We start from the raw sequence: 19,521 nt of genomic DNA, 5'->3' as shown, positions 1-19,521 counted from the left end.
CTTCCGTGTCGGGGAGCGTCCTGCCCGCACCCCTCGGTTGGCAGCCCCACGGGCACGCTGCGGCGCTCGCGCGGCTACGGCCGTATCCATGCTACCGACAATCATCGGATATGCCGACAAATATGGACAGGCCGTAGCCTCGCAGGTCAGCGGGCTGACAGGCGGCGCGCCAGGTGGTCGGCGGTGGGCGTGCCGCCCGCACGGGCGACGTCCTCCGGCCGGCCCTCGGCGACGATGCGGCCGCCGTCGTCCCCGGCGCCGGGACCGAGATCCACGACCCAGTCCGCGGCGGCGACCGTGCGCAGGTCGTGCTCCACCACGACGACCGTGTTCCCGGCGTCCACCAGGCGCTGCAACTGCCCGATCAGCAGGTCCACGTCGGCCGGGTGGAGTCCCGTGGTCGGCTCGTCCAGCAGGTAGAGGCTGTGGCCGCGCGGCGCCCGGTGCAGCTCGCTCACCAGCTTGATCCGCTGGGCCTCGCCGCCGGACAGGGTGGTGGCGCTCTGACCCAGCGTCAGGTAGCCGAGGCCGATGTCGGAGAGCAGCTTGAGGATGCGGGCGGCGGGCCGCACGTCGGCGAGGAACTCGTGCGCCTCCTCCACGCTCATCGCCAGCACGTCGGCGATGGTCCTGTCGCGGTAACGCACCATCAGCGTGCCGGGGTTGTAGCGGGCGCCCTCGCAGACCGGGCAGGGGGAGGTCTCCGTGGGCAGGAAGAGGAGTTCGATGCTGACGACCCCGTCGCCCAGGCAGTGCGGGCAGCGGCCCTGGGTCACGTTGAACGAGAACCGGCTTGCCGTGTAACCGAGTTCGCGCGCGGTCGGCTGGGCCGCGAACAGCTTGCGGACGCTGTCGAAAAGGCCGGTGTAGGTGGCGAGGTTCGAGCGCGGGGTGCGGCCGATGGGCTTCTGGTCCACGACCACCAGACGGTTGATGTGCTCAAGTCCCGTACTGGACCGCACCGTTACCCGGTCCTCCTCCAGGTCCCAGACCGGCACCCCGGCCTCCTCCTCGTCGGCGGTCTCCACCGAGGCGGAGTTGCGGGCGATGTCCTCGGCGGTCTCGTCGGCGTGCAGATGGTCGCGGACCGTCTCCGCGAGGGCGCGCCGGACCAGGGTGGACTTGCCGGACCCGGAGACGCCGGTGACCGCGGTGAGCGTGCCGAGCGGGAAACTCGCGTCCAGATCGCGGAGGTTGTGGCCGGTCACCCCGTCCAGGCGCAGCCACCCCTCCGGTTGGCGCGGCTCCTCGGGTCCCGGCACGGTGGGCGCGTCCAGCGGGAGGTACCGGGCGGTCACCGACTCCGGTGCCTCGCTCAGTCCGCCGGTGAGCCCGTTGTAGAGGACTTGGCCGCCGTGCCGGCCGGCGCCCGGGCCCATGTCGACGATCCAGTCGGCCGAGGCGAGCACCTGCGCGTTGTGCTCCACCACGAAGACGCTGTTCCCGGCGCCCCTGAGTCGGCGCAGCGCGGTGAGCAGCAGTTCCGTGTCGGCGGCGTGCAGCCCGGCCGAGGGCTCGTCCAACACGTACAGCACGCCGAACAGGCCGCTGCGGAGCTGGGTGGCCATGTGCAGCCGCTGCAGCTCGCCGCTGGACAGGGTGGAGGTCGCGCGGCCGGTGGCGAGGTAGCCGAGTCCCAGGTCGGTCAGCGTGCCGAGCTGGTCCTGGAGGCCGCCGATCAGGGCGTGCGCGGCCTGCCTGCGCTCGGCGGGCAGGGCCAGGGTGTCGGGGTGGTCGCGGGCCGACTCCAGGAAGGCCGCGAGCTGGCTGAGCGGCATCGAGGTGGCCACCGAGATGTCCTGCCCGGCGATGGTCACCGCCAGCGCCTCCGGGTTCAGCCGCTTGCCGTGGCAGGTCGGGCAGATCTCCTCGGCCATGAACGAGGCGGCCTTCGCCCGCAGATGCGCCGCCTTGGAGGTGGCGAATGTGTGCATCACCCACTTGCGGGGGCTCATGTATGTGCCCTGGTACGAGCGCTGCACCCGGTGCGCGTCCCGGACCGGGTGCACGGTGACCGTCGGCTGCTCGTCCGTGGTCAGCAGCCACTCGCGCCGGGCGGCGGGCAGCTCGCGGAAGGGTACGTCGATGTCGATGCCCAGCTCGGCGAGGATGTCCCGGTAGTTCTTGCCCTGCCAGGCGCCCGGCCAGGCCGCGATCGCGCCCTCCCGGATGCTGAGGGAGTCGTCGCCCACGAGCTTGCTCTCGTCGACGCTGTGCAGCCGCCCCAGGCCGGAGCAGGTCGGGCAGGCGCCCACGGCGGTGTTCGGCGAGAAGCTGTCCGAGTCCAGTGGCGCCGCGTCGCGGGGGAACGTTCCGGCAAGGTCCTCCGGGGTCCGCCCGGCCGGGTAGGTACCGGCGCGGGAGTACAGCATGCGCAGCACGTTGGAGACCCGGCTGACGGTGCCGACCGTCGAACGGGTGCTGCCCCCGCTGTGCTGCTGGCGCAGCGCCACGGCCGGCGGCAGACCGGTGATCGAGCCGACCCTCGGGGCCGCGCCCTGGTCGATCAGCCGCCTGGCGTACGGCGCGACGGATTCCAGATACCGCTGCTGGGCCTCGGCGTAGATGGTGGCGAACGCCAGCGACGATTTGCCGGACCCCGACACTCCGGTGAACGCCACGACCTGGTCACGGGGTACGTCCACATCGACATGCCGCAGATTGTGTTCGTCGGCACCACGAACCCTGATCAGCCCGTCCTGACCGGTGTCCGGGGGAGTGGCGGGCGCTGGTGCGGGCGTCTGTCGTGCGGGTGGAGCCATGGGCAAAACCTAGCCTGACCGGCCGGTCCGTGCCGCGAGCGCCTGGTGATCGGGTGATGCCGCACTGCCCGCGCGGAGCTGGTTGCGCAACTGAGTTCAGTGGCCATACGGTTCGAACGCCGTTGATCTGCAAGGGAATTGACGCTCGAAATGAAGGGCGGCAATGCGATGACTAATGCTTTTTTACCCTTTCCTGGTTGCCATGGAGTGCGGAAACAAATGAAGAGCGAAAGAACCACGGAGAACGCCGCCCGTAAGCCTGCCGTACGGCATCGGCTGCTCGGTCTGGCCGCCGCGAGCGCGCTCACCGCGGGCGCCCTGACCGGTCTGGTGCCCGCCACCGCGCAGGCCACCACCCCCGCGCCGTCGGAGCCGGGCGCGCGCCAGCACGCCTTCGCGGCCGCGGCCGCCAAGTACCACGTGCCCGCGCAGGTGTTGCTCGCCGTCTCGTACCAGGAGTCGGCGTGGGACGCGCACGCCGGCCAGGTGAGCACCAGCGGTGGCTACGGCCCGATGCACCTCACCGACGTCACCCCCGCGATGCTGGCCTCCGGCCCGGCCGGAGCGGTCGGCCGGTCGGACCTCGCCGACCTGGCGAAGGACCCCGCCCTGCACACCCTGCGCGCGGCCGCCAAGCTCACCGGGCTGTCCCCGGCCGAGCTGCGTGAGGACCCCGCCGCCAACATCGCGGGCGGCGCCGCGCTGCTCGCCTCCTACCAGAAGTCCGTGCGCGGCACCCTCCCGGCCGACCCCGGCCAGTGGTACGGCGCGGTGGCCCGCTACAGCGGCTCCGCCCAGAAGGGCACCGCCACGGCGTTCGCCGACCGCGTCTTCACCACCCTCCGCACCGGCGCCGCCCGCACCACCGCCGACGGGCAACGCGTGTCGATGGCCGCCGACGGCAACGTCCGCCCGGCGAAGGGCCAGTTCGCCGGTGCCGCGACGGCCACCGCCACCGAGTGCCCGTCCGACGTCACCTGCACCTTCGTACCGGCGGCTGCCTCCAACGGGCAGGTCTCCAACCGGCCCGCCAACGGTGTCCGGATCGACACGATCGTCATCCACGACACCGAGTCGTCGTACCAGTCCGCCATCTCGACATTCCAGAATCCTGGCGGCAGTTCCGCGCACTATGTGATGCGGTCCTCGGACGGCGCGGTGACCCAGATGGTGCCGACCAAGGACGTCGCCTACCACGCGGGCAACTACTCGACGAACCTGCACTCCATCGGCATCGAGCACGAGGGCTACGCCGCGCACGGCGCCACCTGGTACACCGAGGCGCAGTACCAGGCCACGGCGTCCCTGGTGCGCTACCTCGCCGGCCGCTTCGGCATACCCATGGACCGCGAGCACATCATCGGGCACGACGATGTGGCGGGCCCCAGCTCCAGCCTGATCTCCGGCATGCACTGGGACCCGGGCACCGCCTGGGACTGGGAGCACTTCATGAGCCTGCTCGGCGCCCCGGTCACCGGGGAGCACGGAGTTGGCCCGGTCGGCTCGGCGGTGACGATCACCCCCGGTTTCGCCGGCAACCAGCAGACCGTGCAGATCTGCCCCGGCGACGACCCCACCGGCGCCACCCCCTCCTGCGTCCGCCAGCAGCAGGCCGCCAACTTCGTCTATCTGCGCACCGCGCCCAGCGCCACCGCCCCGCTCTTCGGCGACCAGGCCATCCACAAGGGCGCCGCGGGCACCGACCGGATCAGCGACTGGGGTTCCACCGCGCAGGCGGGCCAGCAGTTCGTGGTGGCCGGCACCGACGGTGACTGGACCGCGATCTGGTACAGCGGGACCAAGGTCTGGTTCTACAACCCGGCCGGCGCCAACACCGTGCCCGCGCACGGCGTCACCCTGGTATCCGCCGCCGGTACCACCCCGGTAGCGGTCTACGGCTCCAGCTACCCGGACCCGTCCGAGTACCCGGCCGGACTGTCGCCCTCCACCCAGGCGGCGCTCAGCTACTACACCGTCCCCGCCGGTCAGGCGTACGTCGCCACCCGGCCGCCGGTCAACACCGACGACTACTTCTCCTCCGGGACGGTCGTCACCGGCGCCAAGAAGATGTACACGATCCAGTACAACCACCGGGTCGTCCTGGTCTACTCCTCGGCCGTGACAGCCACCGGAGTCTGACCTCTGCCCAGCCGCTGACCGGCCGCCCGCCAGGCACGCGCCGTGCCCCGTGGCTCGTACCGGCTCAGCGGCTGGGCACGGGCCACCGGGGCGCGCAGCTCGGCGAGGGACTCCCCACCGAGTGGTGGTCCGCCGAGTTCAGCCCAGGTGGCCGTAGTCGGGCAGCACCAGGCCGGTGTGGGCGGCGCGGCCCTCCTCGCCGGTGAGGGAGGCGGCGTCCTGCAGCGCGGCGTTGCGGGCGTCCAGCATCTCCTGGGTGGTGGGGGTGACGAAGGTGCCGCCGGTGGTGGCGAGCGCCTGGTTGGACTCCACGAAGTCCCGCGTGATCCGCTCGTACGCGGCGAACGCCTCGGTGTGGTCGGCCCGCGCGGCCAGTTCACCGGCGAGTACGTAGGCGCCGACCAGGGAGACGCTGGAGCCCTGGCCCGACAGGAACGAGGTGGCGTGGGCCGCGTCGCCCGCGAGCGCCACCCGCCCCGACGACCAGGCGGGCATGTGGATCTGGCTCACCACGTCGAAGAACAGGTCGTCGGCCTCCCGCATCGCCGCCACCAGCCGGGGGAGGTGCCAGCTCCGCTCCGGGAACCGCGACGCGACCAACTCGCGCTGCGCCTCGGGGTTGCGGAAGGCGTCGTACGGCGGCACCTCCTGGGTGAAGGTGAGGAAGCCGTGCATACGGTCGCTCGGCTCGTGCGCGTACAGGACGGCGGCGCGGCCGGGGGCGTTCCAGATGACGCCCTCGCGCTCCAGGCCGAAGTCGTTGGCGAGGGTGAAGCCGGCGAAGGTGTGGCCGAGGTAGCGGTGGTACTTCTCCTCGGGGCCGAAGACCAGGCCGCGGGTGTGGGAGTGCAGTCCGTCGGCGCCTATGACCAGGTCGAAGGTGCGGCGGGTGCCGCTGACGAAGACGACGTCCACCCGGTCCCCGCGGTCGTCCAGGGTGGCGATGGAGTCGTTGAACAGGAACTCGACCCGGTCGCGGATCGGGGTCTGCAGGGCGTCGGCCAGGTCGCCCCGGCGCACTTCCAGGTCCTGGCCCTCGGCGCCACCGGTGACGGACTCGGGGCGGATGGCGGCGATCAGGGCGCCATCGGTGTCCACGAAGGAGAGGCGCTGCGAATCCACGTGTGCCTCGCGCAGGCGCGGCAGCAGGCCCATGCGGTCGACGACCTCGCGGGCGGTGCCCCGGATGTCGATGGCGTAGCCGCCGCCCCGGACCGCGGGGGCCTTCTCGACGACGGTGACCTCGAAGCCGTAGCGGTCGAACCAGTAGGCGAGGGCGGGGCCGGCGATGCTGGCGCCGGAGATGAGGACGGTGCGGGCGGTCATGGTGAGATTCCTTCCGGGCAAGTGGGCGAAGATGCGTACCTTAGGTATCCTTTTGGGAGGCATGGGAGACTCCCGAAGTCCTTCCCGTCTGGAGCATATAGATACCTAACTCAGGTATGCAAATGGAGTCCGAAGTGAACGCAGAGTCCCCCGACGCCCCGTCGGCCGACGTGCTCGCCGTGGTGCCCCGCCTGGCCCAGTTGAGCAACGCCGTCAACCGCGGCCGCCTCACCGAGCGCGCGGCCGAGGCGGCGGGGCTGGCGCTGGACCGCCCGGCGGTCGGGGTCCTGATGACCCTCCATGTGGCGGACCGCCCGCTGCGGATCGGGGAGATCGCGGAACGGATGCAGGTCGTAGGGCCGCACGTCACCCGCCAGGTCCAGTCCCTCGAACGCCGCGGCCTCGTCCACCGCGTCTCCGATCCCCACGACCGCCGCGCGAGCCTCATCGAGCCGACGTCGGAGGGGACCGAGGCGGCGAATCGCTATGCGAGTTCGCTGGTGGGGTGGTTCTCCGAGGCGATTTCGGGGTGGACGGATGAGGAACGGGCGGATCTGGGGCGGCTGTTGGGGCGGTTGGTGGACGATGTGACGGCGCATTTGGGGCGGTTGGAGGAGGGGTGAGGGGGCGCGCGGCTCTCAGGTGAGGGCCGTCAGGCGTCGGGGTCGACTTCGGGGTGCGTGAAGCGCACGGGCTTGCCCAGCGACCGGGCGTAGGCGATTTCGGCTCGGGTGCTGTCTCCGATGTAGTCGCCGACCACGAGCACCTCGTCAGCGAGCCGGATCTTGGCCCGGTGCAGGTCGTCGAGTCGAACCTTCAGCGCCTCGGCCTCGACCGGATCGGACCAGAGTCCGTGCGGCGACTTCATGTCACAACCCGGCTTGACGACAATCCTTCCGGCTACCGTCTCCCGCACATCGGCCTCGGTCATCTCGGCCATGAAGCGGGTGGAGCCGCAGATCACGACGATACGGGGAAGGCTCAACAGCGCCTTCGCGTCGGCGAGTTTCTCCTCGGGCGTGAGCGGGTGGGGGTCTGACATTGGTTCCTCCTGGTGGTCTGGTCCGAAGGGTGCCTGAGGAGACGTGAACCCGGAGTCGTTTCCGCGTGCTCCGCCAAGCGGACGGCGTTTTCGCAAGGTGGCGACCAACGCCCGCTGAACCTCGTTACCCCGGGCAGACGAAAGGAGCCCCCATGCCCACCACCGACCTCGACCCCCGCTACAGCTCCGCCATCCACCCCCGCCCCGGTGTCGAGAACGTCACCCCCACCCCCTGGCCGGAGGCCCGGCGTCACCTGGAGGAAGCCGAGATCTTCTGGGTCTCCACCGTGCGCCCCGACGGGAGGCTGCACGTCACCCCCGTCATCGCCGCCTGGCACGACGGGGTGCTGTACTTCTCCACCGGGCCGGAGGAGCAGAAGGCGAAGAATCTCGCGCGGGACGCGCACTGCGCGCTGACCACCGGGCGTAACTCGCTCACCGAGGGGCTCGATCTCATCGTCGAGGGGACGGCGGAGCAGGTCACCGATCCGGCGAAGGTCGAGGAGGTGATCGCCGCCTACGAGGCGAAGTACGGGGCGCACATCACCTCGCCCGAAGGCACCTTCCACGGCATCGGGGACGCGCTCCGCACCGGGCGGGCCGTGATCTTCGCGGTGGAGCCCGAGACGGCGTACGGGTTCGGGCGGGAGGGCGGCCTCTTCACCCACACCCGGTGGACTTTCTGAGCGTCAGGACAGCCGGTCGAGCCACTCCGTGAGGAGTTGCCGCTCCGCCCCGCTGAGGGCGGTCTGCTCCGGCAGGGCGGCGCGCAGCGCGCGGGCCGCTCCGGCCGGGCCGGTGTCCCGTACCGCCGGCTCCGGGTCGGTGACGGCGTTGGTCATGGCGTCCCGGAGGGTGCTCAGCAGGGCGGGGTTCCGGTCCTCCTCGGGGAGGGACAGCCAGGTCAGGGCGGCACCCCGCGCCGTGGCGTGGATGATCTGCACCGCGAGGTCCTCGTCCACCCGGAGCCAGCCGCCGAGGGCGAGCCGGTGCACGCGTTCCTTCAGCATCCGCATTCCGGTCCGGAAGGCCGCCGACGTGGCCCGGCTGGGCTCGCTGTACATCAGGGCGTACAGCGCGGGGTTGTCCACGGCGAACTCCACCGCCAGGTCCCACCCCGCGCGCAGCCCCTCGACCGGGTCCTCCGGCTCCGGCGCCCCGTGCTTGGTGGCCAGGAACGCGTGGAAACCGTGCTCGGCCACCGCGTCCAGCAGGCCCTCCTTGTCGCCGAAGAGCCGGTAGATCGCTGGGGGTTGCAAGCCTGCCGCGGCCGCGACGGCACGCGTCGTCACCGCCTCCCGGCCCTCCCGCTCCAGCAGTCCGATCGCCGCCTCGACGACCCGCTGCCGCGTCTTCTCCCGGCCCGCGGCCTCACCGGTCGCTGTTCCCTCAGGGGCGCCACTCTGCATGTTCCAACGGTACCCGCCGAACGATAACCCCGAAAATATCGATGTTACCGTTGAAGTGATTCCAACGGAAACAAGCAGAGGAGCACCCCGTGATCGTCGTTACCGGCGCCACCGGCCAACTGGGCCGCCAGACCGTCGAACACCTCCTGCACCGCCTCCCCGCCGACCGCATCGGCGTCAGCGTCCGCGACCCGAATAAGGCCGAGGCCCTCGCCGCGCGGGGCGTCCGGGTGCGCGAAGGCAATTTCACCGACCCCGCCGGCCTCGCCCACGCCTTCGAGGGCGCCGCCCAGGTGCTGATCGTCTCCGTCGACAAGTTCGGCGAGGAAGCCGTCCAGCAGCACCGGACGGCGATCGAAGCCGCCGTGAAGGCGGGCGCCCGACGCGTCCTCTACACCAGCCACATGGCCGCGAGCCCCGCCTCGCACTTCCAGGCGTGCCGCGACCACGCCGCCACCGAGGAGATCCTGCGGACCTGCGGAGTGCCGTACACCGCGCTGCGCAACGGCTTCTACGCCGCCAGTGCCCTGCAGTTCCTCGGCCCCGCCCTCGACTCGGGGCAGCTCGCGCTCCCCGAGGACGGCCCGGTGAGCTGGACCGCCCACGCCGACCTCGCCGAGGCCGCCGCCGCGATCCTGGCCGACGAGGGGCGCTACGAGGGCCCGACCCCGCCGCTCACCGCCACCCGGTCCCTCACCTTCGCGGACCTTGCCGCCCTCGCCACCGGCATCACCGGCCGCCCCTTCTCCCGCACCACCGTGCCGGACGACGCGTTCCGCCGGCACCTTGCGGAGGCCGGGCTCCCCGCCGGCCGGGTGGAGGGCCTGCTGGGCGTCTTCACCGCCGCCCGCGCCGGTGAGTTCGCCGCGCAGGACCCGGCCCTCACCACCCTGATCGGCCACGCGCCCGTCGAGCTGGAGGCGGTGCTACGCGAGCAACTCGCTTGACGCGGGCAGCACATGATCGCCCACCCGGTCCGTGCTCAGGCACAACGAGCAGACCACCGCGTCATGGGTGGCACACGCCGTCACGTCGGGACGTTCGTACGCCTGGTGGCAGACATGGCAGTCGTACGTCGTGCCGCTCGGGTTGCCGTCCGTGTCGAGGAGGGGCTCGGGAATGCCGTCGTCCGTGCGCCGCAGGTAGTACCGGCCCTTGGTCGCCACGGCCATCAGCGGGGTGAGGGCGAAGGCGATGACGGCGGCGGCGACGGGGGAGTACGGCTGGAGGGTGTCGCCGAAGGCGTGGAAGTACATCGCGATGGACAGCCCGGACGCGGCGACGAAGGACACCACGCCCACGGGGTTGACCGCGTACAGCATGCCCCGGCGGAACTCCGGTGCGTGCGGGGAGAGTTTGAGCAGGTACTTGTTGACGCCGATGTCGGTGGCCACGGTGACGACCCATGCGATGGCGCAGTTGGAGTAGAAGCCCAGGATGCCGTTGAGGAAGCTGAACATGTCGGCCTCCATCAGGGCGAGCGCGAAGCCCAGGTTGACCAGCACGAAGACCATGCGGCCGGGATAGCGCCCGGTGAGCCGGGTGAAGGAGTTGGTCCAGGCGAGCGAGCCGGAGTAGGCGTTCGTCACGTTGATCTTGATCTGGCTGATCACTACCAGCACCACGGCCAGCGGCACCACCAGCCAGGACGGCAGCATCGCGTCGAAGGCGCCCTTGAACTGCTGGATGGGCTCGGGCGCGACCGCCGGGCCGACCGAGGCCAGGATGTAGACGGCGAGGAAGACACCGATCGCCTGCTTCAGCGCGCCGAGCACCACCCAGCCGGGCCCGGCCATCACCACGGCCGTCCACCAACGGCGCCTGTTCGCCTCGGTCTTGGGCGGCATGAAGCGCAAGTAGTCGATCTGCTCGCCGATCTGCGCGATGAGGGAGAGGCAGACGCCCGCGCCGAGGAGCACGGAGGCGGTGTTCACGCCGCCGTCGCCGTCGGTGCCCGCGTAGGAGAGGAAGCGGTCGACCGTGCCCGGATCGGTGACGACCAGGTACACCAGCGGTCCCACCATCAGCACCAGCCACACCGGTGTCGTCCACACCTGGAGCTTGCTCAGCGCCTTCATGCCGTAGACCACCAGCGGGATCACCATCAGCGTGGAGACCAAGTAGCCCAGCCACAGCGGGAGTCCGAGGCCGAGCCGGAGGCCCTGGGCCATGATCGAACCCTCGAGTGCGAAGAAGATGAAGGTGAAGCTGGCGAAGATGACACTGGTGAGGACCGAGCCGTAGTAGCCGAAGCCCGAGCCGCGCGTGATCAGGTCCAGGTCGATGTTGTAGCGGGCGCCGTAGTAGGCGAGCGGGAAGCCGGTGACGAAGATGACGACGGCCGCCACCGCGATCGCCACCAGCGCGTTGCCGGTGCCGTGGGCCAGGCCGATGCCGGCGCCGATCGAGAAGTCGGCCATGTACGCGATGCCGCCGAGCGCCGTGGTGGCCACCACCATCGGGGTCCAGCGGCGGTAACTCCGGGGCGCGTAGCGGAGGGTGTAGTCCTCCAGCGTCTCCTTGGTGGCCTGGCTCGTGGCCGTTGTCGCCGGGCCTTGGGCCGCCTCTGCCGTCGGTCGTGACTCTGTCGCGCTCATGCCACGCCTCTCTCCGTACGGGTGCCGGGGGGAGACCCCCGTCCGGCAGCGCTGCCGGACGGAGGCCGGCGGGCCAGGCTACGAAGCGCTTGTTTCCCTGAGGTCCCGCCCGACGTGAACGGCCCGTTACGCGGAAGCGGTCCGGCTCAACTGGGTGACCAGCGCACGTCCCGCCCCGTGTCCCCGAGCAGCCGCTCGAACCGCGTCGCCCCGGCCGGAACCGGCACCGCCTCGGCGTACACCCCCGCGTTACGGCCCATCGGCGCGATCTTCTCCACCTCCGGGGCCACCTCCTCGACGGTCGTCGCGTCCGGCGTGTACTCCTGGCCGGTGGCCCGCGCCAGGTCCCAGCCGTGCACCAGCAGGTCGCCCAGCACCATGTACGCCAGCGTGCGCTGCGGCAGGCCCATGCCGGGGGAGATGCCCTCCGCCGAACCGGGCGTCCCCCACGCCGCCGCGAGCCGCTCCCCCTCCTCGCGGAACCGGCTCCGCCAGTCGCCCTCGTCGAGGTACTCGCCGACCGAGGCCAGGTCCGCGCGCTCCCCGACGGCCAGCTTCTGGAAGTTGGTGACCACGTGGAAGAGATGGTTGAGCAGGGCGCGTACGTCGTACTCGGTACAGGGCGTGGGGGCGCCGAGCTGCTCGTCGGTGATGCCGTCCACCACGGGGGCCGTGGCCCGGACGGCGTTGTCGATCAGGGAAGAGACAGAATTCGCCATCGCTCCACCCTAGGGAAGTGCGCGGGGCGCTGTGCGGAGAAACCGCCGGGCGTGCGCTCGCGCGACGGGGGCACCGGAAAGGCACCGCACCTTCACAGGGGCCGCCCGCTGGCCGGACGCGCGGCGGGCATCCGTACAGAGCTGTCTGCCGGGGAGGAGCCCCCACCGTGGCCATCGTCGCAATTCTGCTGCTGCCGGTCGTGACCATGCTGCTGTACGGGATGGACCGTACCGAGGACTGGCTCGCGCGCGGGCCCAAACCGCCCCGGCACGCGCGCGCACGCCATTTGCGCCTGATCCACGGCGGCAGGCGGCAGACGGCGGCCGCCGTGGATCAGGGCGAGACCGAGGCCGCGTAGAACCTCAGCCGCGCGGGCTGCTGATCCGCTCCGGCTCGATGACATGGATCACGCGCACCTGGTCCCGCCCGCCGAACCACGGGTAGGGGCCGCCCAGGTACTTCTGCGCCAGCGCCTCGATGTGCTCGACCGCGCCCTCGGTCGTCACCCGCACCACCCGGCCGCGGATCTGCGTGTACGACGACGGGTCGGCCGGATCGGAGACCGCGACCGCCACCCGCGGGTCACGCGCGATGTTCCGGGTCTTCTGGTGGGACTCCACGCTGTTGATCAGGACGTGCTCGCCGTCGGTGTCCACCCAGGTCTGGGTGAGCTGGGGCGAGCCGTCGGGCATCGTCGTGGCGAGGTAGCAGGTGCTGGCGCGGCGCAGCAGCGCGAGCAGATCGTCGCCGAGGGGTACGGGCACGGGGAGATCTCCGGTGGGTCGGGGGGCGATCGGGTGAAGAAACGCAGGTGTGTTTGAGAGGGCCCAGGGTAACCGGGTCGGTGTAGGACCCATGTGATAGCTGGTCAGAGGGAGAACCCAAGATGCTGATGGCCCACCCCGCCGTGCTGCAGAACCTGATCGAGCAGTACGACGCGCTGCGCATCCTGCACGCCCAGGAGGGCAGCGCCGAAGTGCGGCAGCGGATGGACGACATCGCGTACACCCTGTGCGTCGCCACCGGCACCCGCGACATCGACGCGGCACTGATCGCCGCCCGCCACCGGCTGCCCGGCGCGCGCCCGCAGGACGACTCCCTCCTGCCCGCCTGAACTCCCCCCGCGCACAGCGAAGTCGGCCGGTCGGCAGGGCGATTTGGGCTGTGTGTGGCGAATATGTGTGGAAATCTGTCGGGCGTTGCACGTGGCCGGTGGATGCGAGACCGTTGTCATCGGTAAACGTTCTCGATCGACTGAGAGGTGGTGGAGCGCACGCTCGCGCTCCCCGACTGTGATTCCTTCTCCGGGTACACCCGATAGTCCGCAGGCCGGTGGTGTCGGCGTCGACACGGCGTGGGACGGCGCTCCCTGTCCCGTGCTGGTGGTCGACGCCGACGGGACCCTCATCGAGACGAACGAGGCGGCACGCCGCCTGATACCGCTTGTGCCGGGGGACTCCGTCACGTCGGCTGCCATGCCGGCCTGGCTGGCCGCCGCCGACCGCGCGCTGCGCCTCGCGGGCGCCCCGGCGGACGCCGTCTCGGGCGAGGTGGCCGGCCGCAGCTTCGAGGCGTACCCGTCCCCCTGCGACGACGGCAGCGTGGTGTGGTGGCTGCTGGAGGACACCGACCGCCGCCTCGCCGAGGAGGCGCTGCGCGGCGAACGTGAGCGTGCCGCCCTGCTCGCCGAGGTCTCCAGCGCCCTGCTGTCCTCGCTGAACGTCGAGCGGTGCATGACGGTCACCGCGCGGATGGCCGCGGGTCACCTCGCGGACGCGGCGATCATCGTCGCCCCCGCCCAGGGCCGCCGCCACCCGCTGACCTACGCGCGGGCGGACGGCGAGGTCACCCAGACCATGCTCCCGGTCGACCCGCGCTCGGTCGCCGGGCTCGCGGAGGCCCTCCAGGGCTTCCCGCCGGTCCCCGCGCGCTGGATCGACCCGGCCGAGCTGCCCGACTGGGCGGTCCCCGAGGGCTTCGACGGCCCGATCGGCTCGGTCATAGTCACCCCGCTGCCGGGCCACGGCGTGCCCGCAGGCGTATTGATCCTGCTGCGCTCCAGCACGCACCAGGCGTTCACCGAGGGCGAGGAGGTCTTCGCCCGGCTCTTCGCCGCGCGCGCCGGTGTGGCGCTCTCGGCCGCCCGCCTCTACGCCGAACAGCGCTCGATCACCACCACCCTCATGCGTGAACTTCTGCCGCCGCGCCTGGAGCGCGTCCACGGCGTCGAATACGCGGGCGCCTACCGGGCGGCACGGGACCACGAGCGGGTGGGCGGCGACTTCTACGACGTCCATCCCGGCGAGGACCCGGACAAGGAGACCTTCGTCGTCCTCGGTGACGTGGCGGGCAAGGGGCTGGAGGCCGCCGTGCTGACCGGCAAGATCCGCAGCGTCCTGCACGCCCTGCTGCCGCTGTCCGGGGACCACCAGCAGGTGCTCTCCCTGCTCAACGGCGCGCTGCTCAACTCCCACCACACCCGGTTCGCCACCCTGGTGCTGGCCTCCGTCACCCGCCGCTCCGGCCACGTCCGGCTCCGGCTGACCAGCGCCGGTCATCTGCCGCCGCTGATCATCAGAAGCGACGGCCGGGTGGAGGAGGCACCGACGCAGGGGCAGCTCGTCGGCGCCATGCCCGACGTCACCGCGCGCAGCGCCCATGTGTCGCTGGCGCCGGGGGAGACCTGCCTGCTCTACACGGACGGGATCACCGAAGCCTCCGGCGGCCCGCTGGGCGACCAGTTCTTCGGCGAGGAGCGGTTGCGGGCGGCCCTCGGCCCCTGTGCCCGGATGCCCGCGGAGGCGGTGGTGGAGCGGGTGCAGATGCTCGCGGCGCAGTGGCTCGGCGGCGGCCGGCACGACGACATGGCCAGCCTCGCCATCACCAACCCGGCCGGCGGTCACGGCGCCCTGCACTCCGTCGACGGCCACCACGCCACCACGGCCCGGCCCAAGGCGGTCCGCCGATGACCACCGGTACCGGCGCGGTGGTCCAGGAGCGCGCGGAACTGTCCGAGCGGCTGTGGACGGCCGTGATCGCCAAGGACGAGTCGGCCGCCGTACGCGAGGTCTTCGCCGCCGCCGACGCGGGAGCGGGCCGGGAGAGTCTGCTGCTGGAGGTGCTCGGCGGGGTCCAGCGCCGGGTCGGCACGGAGTGGGCCGCCGACCGGATCAGCGTCGCCGAGGAGCACGCGGCCACCGCGATCATCGACCGGGTCATCGCGGCCCTCGCCCACCGGGTCCCGGCCCCGGCCGGAGCCCCGGTCCGGCCCCGGATCACGGTCGCCTGCGTGGACGGCGAATGGCATGTGCTGCCCGCCCGGCTGCTCGCCGAGGTGCTCACCGGGCGCGGCTGGCAGGTGGACTTCCTCGGCGCCCACACCACCACCCCGCATCTGATCGCCCACCTGCACGCGACCAACCCGGCGGCCACGCTGCTCTCGGCCTCGCTGCCCCTGCACCTGCCGAGCGCGCACACCGCGGTGACGGCCGTGCAGTCCATCGGCATCCCCGTCATGGTCGGCGGCGCGGCCTTCGGCCAGGACGGCCGCTACGCCCGTCTGATCGGCGCCGACGCCTGGGCCCCCGACGCCCGCGCCGCCGCCGGGCTGCTGGCCGACGGCCTGGTCCGCCCCGAGCCGACGACCCGGCAGCAGGTCGACGACCTGCCCCACCTCGCGGACCAGGAGTACACCCTGATCAAGGGCAACCGGTCCGCCCTCGTCCGCCAGTCCCTCGCGGCCCTGGACGAGCGCTGGCCCGGCATGCGCGCGTACACCGAGGCGCAGCGCGAGCGCACCGCCGAGGACCTCGCGCACATCGTCGACTTCCTGGCCACCGCCCTCTACGTGGACGACACCGAGCTGTTCACCGGCTTCGTCACCTGGACCGCAGAGATCCTCCGGGCCCGCCGGGTGCCCCCGCACAGCCTGCGGACGGGGCTGGACATCCTGGCGGGGGAGCTGCGCGACTTCCCCCGTGCCCTCGGCTTCCTGAAGGCGGCCGCCGAGGCCCTCCCCGCGCAGACCGCCGCCCGACCTCGCCCCGGCCCAGGAAAGACCGCATGACCCTCCACCAGCCCGCCGGCTTCTCCGTCACCGTCGAGGCCGTCGACCCGCACACGATACGGCTGACGCTCCAGGGCGTCCTCGACTTCGAGTCCGGGGACGAGTTCCTCGACGTGGTCGGCAACACGCTGAACGCGCACGCCGTGGAGCACGGTCCGCTCCTGCGGGAGCTGTACATGAACTGCGCGGGCCTGCGCCTGCTCGACTCCAGCGGGCTGGCCGCCCTGCTCACGCTGCGGCGCCGGACCCATCCGGCGGGCGTCACCCTGCATCTGCGGCACCGGCCGGTGCAACTGACCCGGATGCTGGCGCTCACCGGCACCGCCGAGTACCTCACCGCCCGCGCGGACGGCACCGCCGGGACCGTCGGGGAACTCGCCGGCGAGGCGGAGTCCACCTCGTCCTGAGCGTCAGCGCTCGGAGTCCGGCCGTTCCGCGTGGTGGCCGGTGGGCAGCTTCCACCAGGCGGTGATCGTCTTGCCCCGCGCGGTGGGCGCGACGGCGGTGTGGTCGCTGAGCTTCTCCACCAGCCCGAGCCCCAGGCCCCCTCGGCCGTCCAGGGGCGGGTCCGGGCGCGGGGTCGGCAGCTCGGGGCTGTCGTCGGTGATCTCCAGGATGAGCTGCCCCTCCTCCAGCCTGAGGACGAGCGACCAGGTGCCCTCGGGGGTGTGCCGGACGGCGTTGGTGACCAGCTCGCTCACGACGATCTGCACCGCCTCCGCGTCCGCGCCGGGACAGTGCGCGTCCAGGTACGCCGCCGCGAGCCGACGGGCGTCGGCCGGTGACGATGCCTGGGAGTGTGCGGTGAACATGAGCCCCTTTCGCGCGGGCGTGCTTTCCCTGCGCGTGCCCCCGCCCGGACGGTACACGCCGGTGAGCGGGACGGAGCCGCTCACGGCCGCGCCTGACGCGGCAGGGTGGACAGGGCGGCACGCGCCGACTCCAGGTCGGGATGCGAGGGCAGCAGCCGGTCCGCTCCGGTGAGTTCGAGCAGGCGCCTTACGGTGACGTCCCCGCCGAAGATGCCGACGCCCCGGCGCCGCGCCGTACGCAGCAGATGGTTGAGCAGCGACGAGTCGCAGAAGCCGACTTCCCGCAGGTCGAACACGAGGGGCCCGGTCCAGCGGACCAGGGCGTCCTCGGTGGCGTCCTCCACCGTGTCCAGTTCCTCGGGGTCGAGGTGTCCGCGCAGGCCGATGACCCACAGTTCTCCGTCGGCTCGCGAGTACGACACCGCCGGGGGGATCACTTCCTCAAACGTCTGACCGCGGTTCACCATGAGGCCATGGTGCCGTACGGGGTCCACCGCGTCACAGTCCAGGGTGTCTCCGGCCGGGACACCTCACGCTGGGAGGTCGCGCACGTGCTCTATGCAACCCGCGTAGACGCGCGCATCATGGGAGCGCTCCATCGCTCCACCCCATCCCAGGTTTGTCATGTACCTGCAATCAGGGAGGACCGTACGATGGCTTGCGGATCGACCAGCCTCTGGGCCGGCGAGACCAGTTGGTTCTGCTGCGGCAACTCGTGGGGGCCCTGCGGCAGCGCCGGTGGCGGCGCCTGCGGCAACTGCCAGTCCAGCGCGCACCACGGCGCCTGGCCCAACGCCTCGGCGAACTGTTTCAACATCACCCGCCCCGACCTCTGCGGCGAGAACATCCCCCGGCGCGGCTGCGGTTCGGTGATGAACGTCCGCCACCAGTGCTCCGGCGCCACGGTGTGCATCACCATCACCGACTGCGGTCCCCGTACCAAGGACTGGTGCGGCGAGGCGACCTGCTGCAACGGCGCCTGCCGCACCAACCGCGTGCTCGACCTGACCCCGGCCGCCTTCTCGGCGATCGGCAACCTCAGCTCCGGCAAGCTCCCCGTCTACATCTACGAGTGAGGAGGCCCGACATGAACGCACGGAACACCACGGGAGTGCCGTCCGAGGGGATGCGCCGCCGCCGCTTCCTCACCACCGCCGCCCTCGGCGGCGCGACCATCGTCGGGGCCAGTGCGCTCGGCGGACTCGACGCCGACGCGGCCTTCGCCGCCGAGCCCTCGCTGGACCCGGCCATCGCCAAGTCCTCCTTCGTGGAGGGGAGAATCACCGGCATCACCGGCAGCGTGCTGGAGGTGGCCGGTTCCAGCGGCGGCCACGCGCGCGTGCAGATGACCAATGTCACCAGCGTGTGGAAGGTAAGGCCCACCACCGCCGAGGTCATCGAGGTCGGCGACGGGCTCTACGCGCGCGGAGTCCCCATGCCCGACGGCACGGTGGCCGCCGACGCGGTCTGGGTGAACATCGTCAACCTGGACACCACGATCCGGGGCATCGCCAAGAACCGGGTCCACCTGGCCCACGGACAGCACGAGGTCGTCGGCAACATCCTCACCGACACCGGCGCCTCCTACGCCGGCCGCGGACTGACCTCCGACCTGTCCCGGCTGCGCATCGGGCAGAGCGCCCAAGTGCTGGGCGCCTGGCGGCCGTCCGACGACTCCGTGGACGTCGTCCGTATCTCCGTCGGACACTGAACCGGACGTGGGGAGAGGCGCACATGCTGTCACTGACCACGGGACTCCTCCCGCTCCTCCTCGCCGGGCTGCTCGGCTGGACCGGCGCGGCCAAGGCCCTCGGCCCGGATGTCGTCGCCACGGCGCCGAAGACCGCGCTGGCCCGCCTGCTGAGCAGCAGCGAGCGGGCCGCCCGGGTGCTGCGGGCCACCGGGTGGGCCGAACTGCTCCTGGCCGGGGCCCTGCTCGCGGCACCCGGCAGCGCGCTGCCAGGGGCGGCCACGGCCGTCCTCGGGGCCTGCTTCCTCGGCTATCTCGGCTACGGCCGGGCGCGGGCCCCGCAGGCGTCCTGCGGGTGCTCCGCGAGCGAGGACACGCCGGTCACCTGGCGCGCCTTCGCCCGCGCCGCGCTCGTCCTGGCCGGCGGACTCACGGCGGCGGTGGCGCGCCGCACCTGGTGGGGCGCGCTCGGGGACCGGCCGGTGGCGTCGGCCGTCGTGCTGGTTGTGGGCGCGCTGGTCCTGTTCGCCCTCTCGGCGGACCTGGACCGGTGGTGGCTGCTGCCCCTGCGCCGCACCCGGCTGCGCGTGTTCGGCCACCCGCTGACCGGCCGGGGCGGGGCGCGGCAGGTCCCGGTGGCCGCCAGCGTCGAACTACTGGAGAACTCCCTGGCCTGGCACACCACCTCACCCGTGGTGCGCTCCGCGCTGCTGGACCACTGGGAGAGCGACGGCTGGCGCATCCTGCACTACTCCGGCGTCCACGGCGAGGGCGAGGCGGCCCGCCCGGTGGCGGTCCTGTTCGCCCTGGACGCCACCGCCGGCCGTGACACGCCCGGCGACCCGATGATCCGCGTCAGTTACGTCGACGCGGACACGGGCGCGCCGGTGGCCGCCGAGGAACTGCGCGCGGCCCCGGCCCGCCGCTCGCTACGCCTCGTGGAATAGAAACACCGGCC

The 19,521-nt window shown here is 71.9% G+C and carries 21 protein-coding genes; 12 read left to right on the top strand and 9 right to left on the bottom strand.

The genetic code is table 11. The features are described from left to right. Positions 1–146: 146 nt before the first annotated feature. On the bottom strand, positions 147–2,762 hold the full coding sequence (locus tag E5083_RS18865) for an excinuclease ABC subunit UvrA (RefSeq protein ID WP_244317559.1): 2,616 nt from the start codon (positions 2,760–2,762) through the stop codon (positions 147–149). A 219-nt stretch (positions 2,763–2,981) separates the two neighbouring features. Between E5083_RS18865 and E5083_RS18860 the strand changes: the two genes are divergently transcribed. Beyond that, positions 2,982–4,901 (top strand): N-acetylmuramoyl-L-alanine amidase, encoded by a 1,920-nt coding sequence (locus tag E5083_RS18860; RefSeq protein WP_135786861.1) that lies wholly within the window; start codon positions 2,982–2,984, stop codon positions 4,899–4,901. Between the two features lie 138 nt (positions 4,902–5,039). On the opposite strand, the gene E5083_RS18855 is transcribed toward E5083_RS18860, so the two are convergent. After that, positions 5,040–6,227, bottom strand: a complete 1,188-nt coding sequence (locus tag E5083_RS18855) for an FAD-dependent monooxygenase (RefSeq protein WP_135786860.1) — start codon at positions 6,225–6,227, stop codon at positions 5,040–5,042. A gap of 122 nt (positions 6,228–6,349) precedes the next feature. On the opposite strand from E5083_RS18855, the gene E5083_RS18850 reads away from it, so the two are divergent. Further along, positions 6,350–6,850 carry a MarR family winged helix-turn-helix transcriptional regulator gene (locus E5083_RS18850; RefSeq protein WP_135786859.1) on the top strand — a complete coding sequence of 167 codons (501 nt, stop codon included), beginning with the start codon at positions 6,350–6,352 and terminating at the stop codon, positions 6,848–6,850. Between the two features lie 29 nt (positions 6,851–6,879). Here E5083_RS18850 and E5083_RS18845 read toward each other — a convergent pair whose 3' ends face one another. Further along, positions 6,880–7,269, bottom strand: coding sequence for a hypothetical protein (locus E5083_RS18845; RefSeq protein WP_135786858.1), 390 nt, complete (start codon positions 7,267–7,269; stop codon positions 6,880–6,882). 152 nt (positions 7,270–7,421) lie between these two features. Here E5083_RS18845 and E5083_RS18840 point away from each other — a divergent pair, with 152 nt between their 5' ends. Then, a complete protein-coding gene (locus tag E5083_RS18840; protein WP_135786857.1) occupies positions 7,422–7,955 on the top strand; it encodes a pyridoxamine 5'-phosphate oxidase family protein in 534 nt (177 codons plus the stop codon). A 3-nt stretch (positions 7,956–7,958) separates the two neighbouring features. Here E5083_RS18840 and E5083_RS18835 read toward each other — a convergent pair whose 3' ends face one another. Continuing rightward, on the bottom strand, positions 7,959–8,678 hold the full coding sequence (locus E5083_RS18835) for a TetR/AcrR family transcriptional regulator (RefSeq protein WP_135786856.1): 720 nt from the start codon (positions 8,676–8,678) through the stop codon (positions 7,959–7,961). An 89-nt stretch (positions 8,679–8,767) separates the two neighbouring features. Between E5083_RS18835 and E5083_RS18830 the strand changes: the two genes are divergently transcribed. Next, entirely contained in the window at positions 8,768–9,625 is an 858-nt protein-coding gene (locus E5083_RS18830) for an NmrA family NAD(P)-binding protein (RefSeq protein ID WP_135786855.1), read from the top strand. On the opposite strand, the gene E5083_RS18825 is transcribed toward E5083_RS18830, so the two are convergent. Both E5083_RS18825 and E5083_RS18820 read right to left on the bottom strand, forming a co-directional pair. After that, a complete protein-coding gene (locus E5083_RS18825) occupies positions 9,605–11,275 on the bottom strand; it encodes a purine-cytosine permease family protein (protein ID WP_135786854.1) in 1,671 nt (556 codons plus the stop codon). The genes E5083_RS18830 and E5083_RS18825 overlap by 21 nt on opposite strands. A 146-nt stretch (positions 11,276–11,421) precedes the next feature. After that, positions 11,422–11,994 (bottom strand): TIGR03086 family metal-binding protein, encoded by a 573-nt coding sequence (locus E5083_RS18820; protein WP_135786853.1) that lies wholly within the window; start codon positions 11,992–11,994, stop codon positions 11,422–11,424. A gap of 167 nt (positions 11,995–12,161) precedes the next feature. Between E5083_RS18820 and E5083_RS18815 the strand changes: the two genes are divergently transcribed. Continuing rightward, entirely contained in the window at positions 12,162–12,353 is a 192-nt protein-coding gene (locus E5083_RS18815; protein ID WP_135786852.1) for a hypothetical protein, read from the top strand. Positions 12,354–12,357: 4 nt separating this feature from the next. Here the strand turns inward: E5083_RS18815 and E5083_RS18810 are convergent, their stop codons facing one another. Next, entirely contained in the window at positions 12,358–12,759 is a 402-nt protein-coding gene (locus E5083_RS18810; RefSeq protein WP_244317558.1) for a PPOX class F420-dependent oxidoreductase, read from the bottom strand. Positions 12,760–12,881: 122 nt separating this feature from the next. Here E5083_RS18810 and E5083_RS18805 point away from each other — a divergent pair, with 122 nt between their 5' ends. From E5083_RS18805 to E5083_RS18790, 4 genes are all read left to right on the top strand, one after another. After that, positions 12,882–13,109: a DUF5133 domain-containing protein gene (locus E5083_RS18805; RefSeq protein WP_030803872.1), complete on the top strand. Its 228-nt coding sequence runs from the start codon at positions 12,882–12,884 to the stop codon at positions 13,107–13,109. A gap of 178 nt (positions 13,110–13,287) precedes the next feature. Beyond that, positions 13,288–14,964 (top strand): PP2C family protein-serine/threonine phosphatase, encoded by a 1,677-nt coding sequence (locus E5083_RS18800; RefSeq protein ID WP_425276731.1) that lies wholly within the window; start codon positions 13,288–13,290, stop codon positions 14,962–14,964. Further along, positions 14,961–16,061, top strand: coding sequence for a cobalamin B12-binding domain-containing protein (locus E5083_RS18795; protein ID WP_135786849.1), 1,101 nt, complete (start codon positions 14,961–14,963; stop codon positions 16,059–16,061). The genes E5083_RS18800 and E5083_RS18795 overlap by 4 nt, the downstream gene beginning before the upstream one ends. After that, positions 16,058–16,468, top strand: coding sequence for an STAS domain-containing protein (locus E5083_RS18790; RefSeq protein WP_135786848.1), 411 nt, complete (start codon positions 16,058–16,060; stop codon positions 16,466–16,468). The genes E5083_RS18795 and E5083_RS18790 overlap by 4 nt, the downstream gene beginning before the upstream one ends. Before the next feature lie 3 nt (positions 16,469–16,471). On the opposite strand, the gene E5083_RS18785 is transcribed toward E5083_RS18790, so the two are convergent. After that, complete coding sequence (locus E5083_RS18785; RefSeq protein WP_135786847.1) at positions 16,472–16,873, bottom strand: ATP-binding protein; 402 nt, start codon at positions 16,871–16,873, stop codon at positions 16,472–16,474. A gap of 80 nt (positions 16,874–16,953) precedes the next feature. Further along, on the bottom strand, positions 16,954–17,295 hold the full coding sequence (locus E5083_RS18780) for an STAS domain-containing protein (RefSeq protein WP_167513572.1): 342 nt from the start codon (positions 17,293–17,295) through the stop codon (positions 16,954–16,956). A gap of 231 nt (positions 17,296–17,526) precedes the next feature. Here E5083_RS18780 and E5083_RS18775 point away from each other — a divergent pair, with 231 nt between their 5' ends. The 3 genes from E5083_RS18775 to E5083_RS18765 are packed head-to-tail and all read left to right on the top strand — an operon-like array spanning position 17,527 to position 19,510. Continuing rightward, complete coding sequence (locus E5083_RS18775; RefSeq protein WP_135786845.1) at positions 17,527–17,949, top strand: RlpA-like double-psi beta-barrel domain-containing protein; 423 nt, start codon at positions 17,527–17,529, stop codon at positions 17,947–17,949. An 11-nt stretch (positions 17,950–17,960) separates the two neighbouring features. Continuing rightward, the gene (locus tag E5083_RS18770) at positions 17,961–18,584 is read left to right on the top strand and encodes a hypothetical protein (protein WP_030803892.1); all 624 of its coding nucleotides are present in this window, start codon (positions 17,961–17,963) and stop codon (positions 18,582–18,584) included. A gap of 23 nt (positions 18,585–18,607) precedes the next feature. Then, positions 18,608–19,510 (top strand): MauE/DoxX family redox-associated membrane protein, encoded by a 903-nt coding sequence (locus tag E5083_RS18765; protein WP_135786844.1) that lies wholly within the window; start codon positions 18,608–18,610, stop codon positions 19,508–19,510. Positions 19,511–19,521 lie beyond the last annotated feature (11 nt).

The organism is Streptomyces bauhiniae, assembly GCF_004784475.1.
GTDB classification, from domain to species: Bacteria; Actinomycetota; Actinomycetes; order Streptomycetales; family Streptomycetaceae; genus Streptomyces; species Streptomyces seoulensis.
This window is presented reverse-complemented; position numbering and strand designations above follow the sequence as displayed.

What these genes read in the sequence shown, in the direction of transcription:
- E5083_RS18825 (WP_135786854.1), bottom strand. Translation starts at nt 11,275, where the DNA reads ATGAGCGCGACAGAGTCACGACCGACGGCAGAGGCGGCCCAAGGCCCG.
- E5083_RS18785 (WP_135786847.1), bottom strand. Translation starts at nt 16,873, where the DNA reads ATGTTCACCGCACACTCCCAGGCATCGTCACCGGCCGACGCCCGTCGG.
- E5083_RS18790 (WP_135786848.1), top strand. Translation starts at nt 16,058, where the DNA reads ATGACCCTCCACCAGCCCGCCGGCTTCTCCGTCACCGTCGAGGCCGTC.
- E5083_RS18835 (WP_135786856.1), bottom strand. Translation starts at nt 8,678, where the DNA reads ATGCAGAGTGGCGCCCCTGAGGGAACAGCGACCGGTGAGGCCGCGGGC.
- E5083_RS18765 (WP_135786844.1), top strand. Translation starts at nt 18,608, where the DNA reads ATGCTGTCACTGACCACGGGACTCCTCCCGCTCCTCCTCGCCGGGCTG.
- E5083_RS18840 (WP_135786857.1), top strand. Translation starts at nt 7,422, where the DNA reads ATGCCCACCACCGACCTCGACCCCCGCTACAGCTCCGCCATCCACCCC.
- E5083_RS18855 (WP_135786860.1), bottom strand. Translation starts at nt 6,227, where the DNA reads ATGACCGCCCGCACCGTCCTCATCTCCGGCGCCAGCATCGCCGGCCCC.
- E5083_RS18770 (WP_030803892.1), top strand. Translation starts at nt 17,961, where the DNA reads ATGAACGCACGGAACACCACGGGAGTGCCGTCCGAGGGGATGCGCCGC.
- E5083_RS18850 (WP_135786859.1), top strand. Translation starts at nt 6,350, where the DNA reads ATGGAGTCCGAAGTGAACGCAGAGTCCCCCGACGCCCCGTCGGCCGAC.
- E5083_RS18820 (WP_135786853.1), bottom strand. Translation starts at nt 11,994, where the DNA reads ATGGCGAATTCTGTCTCTTCCCTGATCGACAACGCCGTCCGGGCCACG.
- E5083_RS18805 (WP_030803872.1), top strand. Translation starts at nt 12,882, where the DNA reads ATGCTGATGGCCCACCCCGCCGTGCTGCAGAACCTGATCGAGCAGTAC.
- E5083_RS18795 (WP_135786849.1), top strand. Translation starts at nt 14,961, where the DNA reads ATGACCACCGGTACCGGCGCGGTGGTCCAGGAGCGCGCGGAACTGTCC.
- E5083_RS18845 (WP_135786858.1), bottom strand. Translation starts at nt 7,269, where the DNA reads ATGTCAGACCCCCACCCGCTCACGCCCGAGGAGAAACTCGCCGACGCG.
- E5083_RS18865 (WP_244317559.1), bottom strand. Translation starts at nt 2,762, where the DNA reads ATGGCTCCACCCGCACGACAGACGCCCGCACCAGCGCCCGCCACTCCC.
- E5083_RS18860 (WP_135786861.1), top strand. Translation starts at nt 2,982, where the DNA reads ATGAAGAGCGAAAGAACCACGGAGAACGCCGCCCGTAAGCCTGCCGTA.
- E5083_RS18775 (WP_135786845.1), top strand. Translation starts at nt 17,527, where the DNA reads ATGGCTTGCGGATCGACCAGCCTCTGGGCCGGCGAGACCAGTTGGTTC.